The organism is Nocardia harenae NBRC 108248, assembly GCF_001612885.1.
Taxonomy (GTDB): Bacteria; Actinomycetota; Actinomycetes; order Mycobacteriales; family Mycobacteriaceae; genus Nocardia; species Nocardia harenae.
Genome location: NZ_BDBH01000014.1, coordinates 123230 through 132219, shown reverse-complemented (window position 1 = coordinate 132219; position 8990 = coordinate 123230). Strand labels below are relative to the sequence as shown.

Here is an 8990-nt window from a genome sequence, read left to right as displayed (position 1 = left end):
GTACGACGGCGAGCACCGATTCACCCATCTCCTCGTCCGGCACCCCGATCACCGCCACGTCCAGAACCTCGGGGTGCAGCGCCAGCGCGTCCTCCACCTCCTGGGGATAGATGTTCACCCCACCCGAGCCGATGCCATCGACGCCGCCGCCCTCGGCGACTTCGCCGACTACGAGTCCCCGCCCTTCAACGACAGCGACGAGTTCAGTCCCTACCCGGCCGATCCCGGACCCGATGCAGGCCACGGAGTCGACTGGTGAGAATTGGGGCGGTAGCGACCTACATGAGGACGCTGCGCTTCCCAACGCTATGGCTGGAGGGTTTGGCGAATCTGGTCCGCAAGGGTCCGATTGCCAGCGGCAATGAACTTCTGTCTTGTGCTCATGACGTAATTGATCTCTTCAAGGCTATTGAGGCCACTGTCAAGCGGTATGGTGTTTCCGTCGAGGTCGATTACTACTCCGCCAGCTGCGTGCAGGATGTAGTGGCCAGGCGACAAGTCCCAGACCGCGAATCCTTTCGCGATTTCAATGGTAGCGTCGGTGAACCCGGCCGCCACATGGCATAAACTGACAGATCCGAAGTCGACTCCGATTCGCCCCTTTCGTTTTCCGTCCTCTGCGGGCGCACTGAGGGCATCGATAAAGCTACTCTGTCGAGACAGAGGTAAGAACCGCTCATCGGGGCGCATGAGGTAGTTCGTCACAAGCGCCTCCGAAAGTTGGACACTCGACGGGCAGTTCAGGGAATGGCGATTGCCGTCTGCGGTGACTACGAATGCAGTATCATTCCCCGTCTCATCGCGCAGTCCCACATAAAGCTGGACGTGATGGAAGATATCGCCAACGATAGCGATAATTGGGCGTCTCAACGAACGGGAATAGACCATTACATGGGTGTAGCCGTGCAAGGATCGCACGGCAAGTTCGCTAGTGTCCAAGGGGTCGACCAGCACGCACAGATCCGGTTCCTTCTCAGCGCCGATCACTTGCGGATCGGCTTCCTCGGATGCGTAGATGAACGCGGGAATGTATTCAGCAAGGACTTCCCTGTACCGCGCGTGCATCCACAGGTCGTGATCCGAAAGGAAGTTGTCCTCGTGCCGGAGGTTCTGATTTTCTGAATGCTGCCCCGTCAGCGCCGCTTGCACCAGGCGGGGCCGCAACTCGGTCATCATAGCTACCACGGCGCTGGCGATGTGCTCAGCAAGCTGCGCGGTTGTCTGATCATTCATGCAATTTCCGCCTCTGCTCGGATTCAGCGCAGCTCTAATGGGGGTTCGATGCCGGGAGGACTCATCGTGCTGGCGATAAAGATCGCCTCAAACTCCGCGGCCCGCATGATTGCTGCACCGGTCAAATCATCGAAACTGTCCACTTCCAATTTGCGGTCTTTGGTCATAGCCCCGAATACGGCAAAGTACAGTTCAGCTTTCGGGTATCGCTCTCGTATCCGTCTGACGAGGAAGCCGATCACGTCCGCGTGCTTGACCTCGAAGTCGCAAATCACGATAGTCGGAGATTCCTTGGCGTCTGGGTAGTACGACGCCGTGTCGAGGTCGATTCCGTCGCGCACTTTGTTGCACCGGAGATAGCCGATCGAGCAGCGGGACAGCCTGGAGGACGCCAGGAAAGTAGCCATCACCAAACCGGCCTCGTTGACTCCGAAGCAGATATCGACGTCGAGCCGCTTCCCTAGATTCTTTATTTGCTTCGACAACCTTTCGACGCCATAGCCGAACGTCTCCCAAGTCAAATCAAGCAGTCGACCGGGATTAGGATTCGGCAAACTGAACACGTCTATTTCGGGATTTCCATACTCGACGGTCGGGACCGTGATTGCGAATTCTGGGCCGATCTGCTTGATGTGATCCGAGTGCGGGAAAGCCCTGCGGAGAACGTGGCTACCATCCGTGTCAAACGGAAGCTCTCCAGCGGTTCCCGCTCTGCTTTGCGAGAATTTCTTGAGTGCCAGCTGATCCTCTGCTGGCAGGCGCTCATATGCCTCGGCAACAATCTCGGTGGGACTGATATCTTCGTTCGAGATTCCAAGCGGACCTCTGCCGTAGGCGGTACACAATATAAGTACACTCGCCATTGGAGGCGGTGAACCCTGACCTCGGCGCCGCGCCCACGTTTCCCATGCATTGATCGAAGTACCCCCCAGGCTGGTCTGGTTCCCGGTCACCTCGTTGTAGCGCGCTGCCGCTTGGTCCTGCGATAGTCCAGCGGCATACCGGTACGCTTGCAAACTGGGCACATCCGGGTATCGGGCCATCAATTCGCAGGCTGCACTTGTTACCGAACCGAGTTCGGTCCATAGCTTCTTTCCCTGGGCGGCCAGTTCGCGTCCCCGCGCCTGCGGACTCATCGGCCGACTCGGGTCTCCGCCTCCCTGCGGTCTCGATGACATTCCCATGACTGACAACCCCTCCCCGGAGTCGGTAACGGTATAGCGCGCGATGTTACCCATCCAAATGGGCAAACTTGCCCAAATGCTCTAAACCCCAGGTCAGGCCGCCCAAGAATCCGACCGGCTTCGTCCCGTCGAGCAGGTGTGTGCCCAGCAGGTCGCCTGCGAAGGTAGTGAAATCCGACCTCGAAAGCAGGAAATAGCAACCATGACCTGCGGACAGTACAAGACAGCCGCCGACATGAGCATCCGACGCCTGCGCCGCCACAACACCGTCGATCACCGGCCGATGGCGGTACCGGTAAGCGTTCCCGACAGCGATACCGTCCCGAAGCCGGACGAGGAGGCCGTAAGCGCGCGGGCGTTGCTCGTCCGATGCGAGACGCGGACTCCCGGCGCCGGGGGCTATTCCAGGTTGCTGGCGCGCCTCGTGGCTGAAGAGTTGATCACCGCGCGTGACGCCTCCACCTATGCCGGGCAGCCGCCTGCCGAAGCGGTGGCCGAGCTGATTGCGCAGGTACGGGCGGTAGATGCCATCGCGGACGCGCGAGCCCGGTTCGGAGAAGCGCCGTGACCGCCGATACCGCGCGCAGCCGATGCCTGTTCTATCGCAACACTCTGTACCTACCGGCGACGGTCGACCCGGCCACCGGTGGGATCAACGTCCGTGTCGGACTGGTGTGGGCAGTCGAAATTCCCTCACACATCGGTCAATTGGTGAAGATTGATCTCGATCGGCGGCGCCAGGGCGGTGGGCCGATCGTGTGCAACCCGCGCAGGGCGGTGTGGACTTTCCTGATCCGCTCGGAGGTTCCCGCTGCTGTCGCGGCACGGGAGGCTCCGCTGTTGAACGGCCACCGGGTGGCGATCCTTGCCCCCGGCACGCAGGTTCCGCTGCCTTCCCCGCAGGGGCGCGGCGTGTTCTATCGGGGTTGGATCACCGCCCCACCCGGTCCGTACCGGCCCTCTGGGCTGGTCGTTCTCGGATCGGTCAGAGCCGCGCTATCGGCGATGAATCAGAACGCGACCACCACCCGTATTCCCCGTATCCCCGCTCGAGCGTGAAGGGCCCCGCGAGTATGTCCGAATCGAAGCCGCTCCCGGCTGCCGAGCCGACAGCGTTGCCGTCCTCGACCGATCTGCTGGCCGCGCTCGCGGGCAATGTCCCGCGTCACCACCAGCACGCTCGCTTGCTCTACGCGGTGTTCCTGCTGGCGAATTTGGACGCGTGGCTCAATACCGACGGGGTGGTGAGCAGAGACGGCGTCGAGGGCTCGGTGATCATCGATGGACTCGGCATCCGCAGCTTCGAGGATTCGGCGCGAGAGAAGCTGTCGCGGGTGATCGCTGAAGAGACCAGGGACTACCCCGACGCGGCTGATCATGTCGTGCTCATGGTCCGTTCCTATCAGAACTCCGGGGCGCCCGGCGCCGCGCGGCTCTACGACAAGACCACGAACAATGCCCTGTTCTGAACCGCGGGCACCACCCGGAACCGCTTCGGAGACGAGGTAAATCCCTTGTGCGACAGAGCGATCGGACTCATCCATCTCGGTATGCCCGGGAATGAGCCCGCTCATTGCACCGTCATCGCTGAACTTGCCCGCGCTGAAACTCTCCAGCTCGCCGAGGTCGTGACCATCGATCACGGCACCTACATGCCCATCACCTACATCATCACCGCCGCCGCCCGTGCAGGGGCCGAGGTCGTCATCGCCCCGGACCTGGCGCATTTCGGCACCGGATACACCGCGATGACTCTCGCGTGCGGACTGCTGGTCCCTACCGGGCTTATACCCCGTCGACCGCAGAGGTCGTAACCGTACCCCGGCCGGGCCACGGCCCGGCAAGTGAACAACGGAGGAGCCGATGAGCGACCCGACAGAGAAGCGACTGAGGCAAGCCCAGCAGAAGGCCAGGGCACGCGGCATGAGGGTGCAGCAGCGCAAGTCCCCGCCATACGGCTGGGAACTGGTCGCTACGGGCGGGCGTGTCATTGAGTCGGGCACCCTCACCGACATCGAACTCGCGCTGCACCGCCAGGAGCGGACCCGAGAGCCCAGCGCGCCGTCCCCGATAGCTACCGGGAGCAGTGATGAGCACTGACCTCGACACCGTCGATGTGCTGGTAATCGGATGCGGTCCTGCGGGAATCGTGGCAGCCGACCGATTGGCGGGCGATGGGACGCGGGTCCTCGCGGTCGATGTCGGCCGTCCGCATACGGTGCGGGTGTGCCCGGTGGACCGGATGCGCGCATGTCACGGCTGTAGGGGCATTTGCAATGTGATCTCCGGGTTCGGTGGTTGCATCCACTACGGCGACGGCGTGAAGCTGAGCCGGTTTCCGAGCGGGCGCAGGCTGGCCGAGCGGCTGGGCCCGGCGCGGGCGACCCGGCTGGAACACGAGGCATTAGGTGCGTTGTGTGACTCACCGTTGCCGCAATTTCGCGGCGCTCGAGGCGGCCGGTCACCGTTCCCGGTGAAGGACTACCCGGTCGCGTCCCTGACCAGCACCGAGGTGATTGCGATGGTGGACAGGATGCACACGCGGCTCACCGGGTGGGCCGCGCTGGAGATGCGGTTGGGCACGGAAGTGCTGTCGCTGGCGCAGGAGGACTCGGGCGGGTGGTTGGCGCGGCTGCGCGACCGTCGGCACGGCGAGACGACTGTCCGCGCCGCGGCGGTGGTCGCAGCGGTCGGCAGACGCGGGCGTAGCTGGTGGCATCGCCAGATCCGCGACCTGGGGTTGGAGTTCACGCGTCCGGCCCCCTCGGTCGGAGTGCGGTTCGAGGCACCGGCGCCTCTCCTCGCTGGTGGCTCTGCCGTCCATGACGATTTCAAGACGACCCTGGTCAAGGCCGGGGTGAAGGTCAAGACGTTCTGCTTCTGCACCGGGGCCGGCGGGGGACGGATCAAGTTCACCGACTACGCCAGCGATGGATACACCCTCCTCGACGGGCATGTGATCGCTGAACCGGCAGCCGAGGGCGCGACGGCGAATTTCGCGCTGCTGGCCCAGCTGCGCGACGGTGACGGCCAGCCCTGGGACAACGAACGGATCGACTCCGAGCTGATCGGCCCCTACCGCCGATTACGGACCGATCGTCCAGGCAAGCCCGTTCTGCAATGGCTTCCCGACTTCCGTGCGAAGCGGCTGGGCTGTGCCAGTGTGGAGGAGTTCATCGCCCGGTCCGGCGTGACGCCGTCGGTGCGTGACTACCAGGCCGCCAACCTCGCGGCGATTCTGCCGCCGCAGATTCACACCGCCCTGCTCGAGTCGTTCGATGAGCTGATCGGGTTCTTCGCCGGTCACCGGGACGGGATCGACGCGCAAGTGGGCGTGATCGGGCTCGAGCTGGAAAACACCTGGGACGAGTTGATCTTCACTTCGAGCCTCGAGACCTCGGCGGCGGGGCTGTATGCCGTCGGCGATTGTGGCGGTTTGGCCCAAGGCATCGTGCAAGCCGCGGTCGGCGGCCTCGCCGCGGCCGAAGCGATTCTCGGCACCTCTGCAACCCCCTGGACGGAAGGACTGGCCGGATGAACCAACCACCACCGATAGCCGGGCGCACGGTCGAGCTGGCTCAACAGCTCTTCGGCGGGAATCTGCTCGCCGCCTATGTCGGCGGCTCGTATGCCCGCGGAGCCAACAAGCCCACCAGCGATGTCGATACCGTGGTGATCCTTCGGCAAGCGCACAGAGCACGCGAGGCCGACTTCGCCGAGCAGTTCCGGGAGCTGCACCGCACAGCGGGCTTGAAGTACGAGCATTGCGGCGAGGTCTTCGATCTGCCCACCCTCGAGGGCCTGCTGACCTACACCGAGCGCTGCCTCGAGGCGGTGCCCGCCATCCAGCAGTCGGCCTGCTACCTCGCGGATTGCCCGCTCAGCATCTTCCGCAAGGGCGATGTCGTGTGGAAGATGCTCGAGGAACCGAAGATCTGCGTCTTCGATCCGGACTCGATCCTGGACGGACTGACCGAGCGGGCGCAGCGCTACTTCACCCGATGGCCGATGCCGCGCATCCAAACCTACAAGGGGCGGCTGCGGCTGCCCGATGGAAGCCGACACGCGCTGCTGGCGCACTCCTTCGCCGCGCTGGCGAACACCTCGCAGTGGGCGCATACCCCAGTCGGAATCGGACTTGAGCGCTGGTTCGGTCGGGATCTGATCTGGAGGTCCGAGGCCCTTGTCGGTCAGGCGCCGGTGACCGACCCAACCCAGAACCCGGCGGCCTGCCCCTTACCGGAGGCAGGCCGCGACCTGGCGGCACTGCTGGCCGCCCAATGCCTCGCAACCCCGATGGCAGATGCGGTAAGGGGGCTGCGATGAGCACCACCGTTCCATTGGGGCTGCCGAGTGTCCGGCAGCCGATCTATGCCCAGCCGCGCGAGCGGTTCGTGTTCCTGTACCCGACCACGGCGTGCCAATTGCGTTGTCGCCATTGCTATGTCGGCAATGACAGGCTCAACGATGCCAACACCATGAGCGTGGCTCGTGCCATCGAGATCATGGACTACTTCAAGATCACCGGCGGGCACGACAAGCTGTATCTGCTCGGCGGCGAACCGACGATGCACCCCGAACTCGGCGACATCGTGCGGGCGGCGCGTGAGCGCGGCTACCAGGTGACCATCTCGAGCAACGGCGACTTCGATGACGCGGTGTTCGATGCGGTGCCACCCGAGGCGCTGAACTCCTTCAACTTCAGCCTCGAATCAGCGAATCCGCTGGTGCACCGCAAGATCCGCGGCAACCCGCACAACTGGGGCAAGGTCGTCGGGCACATCGAGGCCGCGGTGAGCCGGGGTTATCAGGTGCGAGTCATGTGCACGATCTCGCGGACCAACCGTGACGGCGCGTTGGACCTGATCCCGTTCCTCGCCGAGCGCGGGGCTCACACGCTCAGCTACCACAACCTCGGCAAGACCGGGAACGGCGGGCGGATGCTGGAGCCGTTGGCGCCCGCGGAATGGATGGACTTCTGCGCCGAGCTGGAGGCGTACCCGCCGGAGCGCCGGTTGGCCGTGTACTACCCGCCGACGTTCGTTCCCGCAGACCAGCAAGCCCAGTGGTTCGAGCGCGGCTATCCGGGGTGCCCGGCCCGGACTCTGGATCGCCCGCACGTCTATCCGGACGGGACCGTCTACGCTTGCCCCGTCTTCATGGATGGCGGACGCCACTTCGCCCAGTTCGACGACACCGGCAACCTCGTGCTCAACACCGCTCCGGGCAACGAACTGAACGCCTACCTGCACGCGGACCCGGTCTGCACCGGCTGCGAACACACCGGCACCTGCGGGGGCGGATGCCCGGCCTATTCGCAGATCCCGGCCTACGACGGCTGGTATTCCTGCGACCGCGAAACCACCCCCCTGTGCATCCTGTGGACGGTCTCCGCGTGGGGACCGCGCCCGGCCGACTCCCTGCACGCCCTGCGCTGATCGGACTTCCACCGTGACTAAAATCCTCACGCACTCCGCACCCTTCGCGGCCGCCGCGACAGCGACCCGCGAGCCGTTCGTCTTCCTCTACATCACCGAGAAATGCCCGCTCCGCTGCGTGCACTGCTACATGGGCGAACGTCTCGAGCGCGAGCGCCGCATGACTCCCGCCTACGTCGGTCAGCTCTTGGCCGCCCTGCGTATCACCTCCGGGCAGTACAAGGTGTATCTGCTGGGCGGGGAGCCGACGACGCACCCGCAGTTCGGCGAAATCCTGGACGTGTGCAAACGCCAGGGATACAAGGCGGTCCTGACCACCAACGGGCTGATCCCGGCCCGGACCTGGCCCAGCTTGGACGAACGGATCGACTCGTTCTCCTTCAGCATGGACGGCGCCCGGCCCGAGACCCACGAAGCGATGCGGGGCCCGAACACCTGGCGGCCGCTGCTGGCCAGCATGAAACGCGCCGTGGATGCCGGGTTCCAGACGCGTGCCATCTTCACCATCACCCGCGACAACGCCGCCGACGTGTTCGCCGCGATCGACCTCGCCGAACAACTCGGGTTGGAGATGCTGTCGTTCCACTACTTCACCCCGACCGGCCTCGGCCGGGACCGGCCCGAACTCCAGCTCGACCCCGCGGAGTGGATGCGGCTCTGCGAGCAGATCCGCCGCGCCGCGGCAGGCCGGCGGGTGCGGATCTTCTACCCGCCCGCGTTCGTGGAAGCGACCAAGCTGGCCGACCTGCGGGCCACCGGGTACGGCGGGTGCACGGCCAGGAACCTGGAACGCCTCGCGATCTTCCCGGACGGCCGGGTCTACATCTGCTCGGCGTTCTTCGACACCGACCTGCACTGCGGTGTGGTCCGCGATGGTCAGATTGTGCCCCGCACCGACTCACCGGGCGGGGTGACCGAATTGACCCTGGTCAACCGGGTCAGCGCGAACTGCCGCAGCTGCCCGCACGGGTCGCTGTGCGGTGGCGGATGCGCCGCCTACGACCACCTCGACCGGACGCTACGCAGTTCCGAATGCGACCGGCAGACCGCACCGGTATGCCCGCTGTGGTCCATGCCGGTGGAACCGCAGGCCACCGAACACCGGCTGATCGACCTGCGGTAACCCCGGCTCAGC

10 protein-coding genes and 1 pseudogene are annotated in these 8990 nt (G+C 64.6%); 8 read left to right on the top strand and 3 right to left on the bottom strand.

Translation table 11 applies throughout. From position 1 onward, the window contains the following. The 3 genes and pseudogenes from NH2_RS28430 to NH2_RS29070 form a co-directional block, all read right to left on the bottom strand. Positions 1–127: pseudogene (locus NH2_RS28430) on the bottom strand (AMP-binding enzyme); the annotation flags it as partial. A 179-nt stretch (positions 128–306) separates the two neighbouring features. Then, positions 307–1233 carry an inositol monophosphatase family protein gene (locus NH2_RS25550; RefSeq protein ID WP_067659622.1) on the bottom strand — a complete coding sequence of 309 codons (927 nt, stop codon included), beginning with the start codon at positions 1231–1233 and terminating at the stop codon, positions 307–309. Positions 1234–1256: 23 nt separating this feature from the next. Further along, positions 1257–2369 (bottom strand): helix-turn-helix domain-containing protein, encoded by a 1113-nt coding sequence (locus tag NH2_RS29070; RefSeq protein WP_157103973.1) that lies wholly within the window; start codon positions 2367–2369, stop codon positions 1257–1259. Between the two features lie 250 nt (positions 2370–2619). Here NH2_RS29070 and NH2_RS25540 point away from each other — a divergent pair, with 250 nt between their 5' ends. From NH2_RS25540 to NH2_RS25505, 8 genes are all read left to right on the top strand, one after another. Beyond that, a complete protein-coding gene (locus NH2_RS25540; protein ID WP_067659616.1) occupies positions 2620–2985 on the top strand; it encodes a hypothetical protein in 366 nt (121 codons plus the stop codon). Further along, a complete protein-coding gene (locus tag NH2_RS29065) occupies positions 2982–3476 on the top strand; it encodes a DNA-directed RNA polymerase subunit beta (protein WP_157103972.1) in 495 nt (164 codons plus the stop codon). Before NH2_RS25540 ends, NH2_RS29065 begins: the two co-directional genes overlap by 4 nt. 14 nt (positions 3477–3490) lie before the next feature. Then, positions 3491–3886, top strand: coding sequence for a hypothetical protein (locus NH2_RS25535; protein ID WP_157103971.1), 396 nt, complete (start codon positions 3491–3493; stop codon positions 3884–3886). 81 nt (positions 3887–3967) lie between these two features. Continuing rightward, positions 3968–4231 carry a hypothetical protein gene (locus NH2_RS25530; RefSeq protein WP_067659610.1) on the top strand — a complete coding sequence of 88 codons (264 nt, stop codon included), beginning with the start codon at positions 3968–3970 and terminating at the stop codon, positions 4229–4231. 275 nt (positions 4232–4506) lie between these two features. Then, entirely contained in the window at positions 4507–5955 is a 1449-nt protein-coding gene (locus NH2_RS25520; RefSeq protein WP_157103970.1) for a BaiN/RdsA family NAD(P)/FAD-dependent oxidoreductase, read from the top strand. Beyond that, complete coding sequence (locus NH2_RS25515; protein WP_067659601.1) at positions 5952–6743, top strand: nucleotidyltransferase domain-containing protein; 792 nt, start codon at positions 5952–5954, stop codon at positions 6741–6743. Before NH2_RS25520 ends, NH2_RS25515 begins: the two co-directional genes overlap by 4 nt. After that, positions 6740–7855, top strand: coding sequence for a radical SAM/SPASM domain-containing protein (locus tag NH2_RS25510; protein WP_169811537.1), 1116 nt, complete (start codon positions 6740–6742; stop codon positions 7853–7855). Before NH2_RS25515 ends, NH2_RS25510 begins: the two co-directional genes overlap by 4 nt. A 13-nt stretch (positions 7856–7868) precedes the next feature. Further along, on the top strand, positions 7869–8978 hold the full coding sequence (locus NH2_RS25505; RefSeq protein WP_067659596.1) for a radical SAM/SPASM domain-containing protein: 1110 nt from the start codon (positions 7869–7871) through the stop codon (positions 8976–8978). Positions 8979–8990 lie beyond the last annotated feature (12 nt).

Excerpts from the sequence above, each read along its gene's own strand:
- NH2_RS25510 (WP_169811537.1), top strand. The coding sequence starts at position 6,740 with ATGAGCACCACCGTTCCATTGGGGCTGCCGAGTGTCCGGCAGCCGATC.
- NH2_RS25530 (WP_067659610.1), top strand. The coding sequence starts at position 3,968 with ATGCCCGGGAATGAGCCCGCTCATTGCACCGTCATCGCTGAACTTGCC.
- NH2_RS25550 (WP_067659622.1), bottom strand. The coding sequence starts at position 1,233 with ATGAATGATCAGACAACCGCGCAGCTTGCTGAGCACATCGCCAGCGCC.
- NH2_RS29070 (WP_157103973.1), bottom strand. The coding sequence starts at position 2,369 with ATGAGTCCGCAGGCGCGGGGACGCGAACTGGCCGCCCAGGGAAAGAAG.
- NH2_RS25540 (WP_067659616.1), top strand. The coding sequence starts at position 2,620 with ATGACCTGCGGACAGTACAAGACAGCCGCCGACATGAGCATCCGACGC.
- NH2_RS25520 (WP_157103970.1), top strand. The coding sequence starts at position 4,507 with ATGAGCACTGACCTCGACACCGTCGATGTGCTGGTAATCGGATGCGGT.
- NH2_RS25535 (WP_157103971.1), top strand. The coding sequence starts at position 3,491 with ATGTCCGAATCGAAGCCGCTCCCGGCTGCCGAGCCGACAGCGTTGCCG.
- NH2_RS25515 (WP_067659601.1), top strand. The coding sequence starts at position 5,952 with ATGAACCAACCACCACCGATAGCCGGGCGCACGGTCGAGCTGGCTCAA.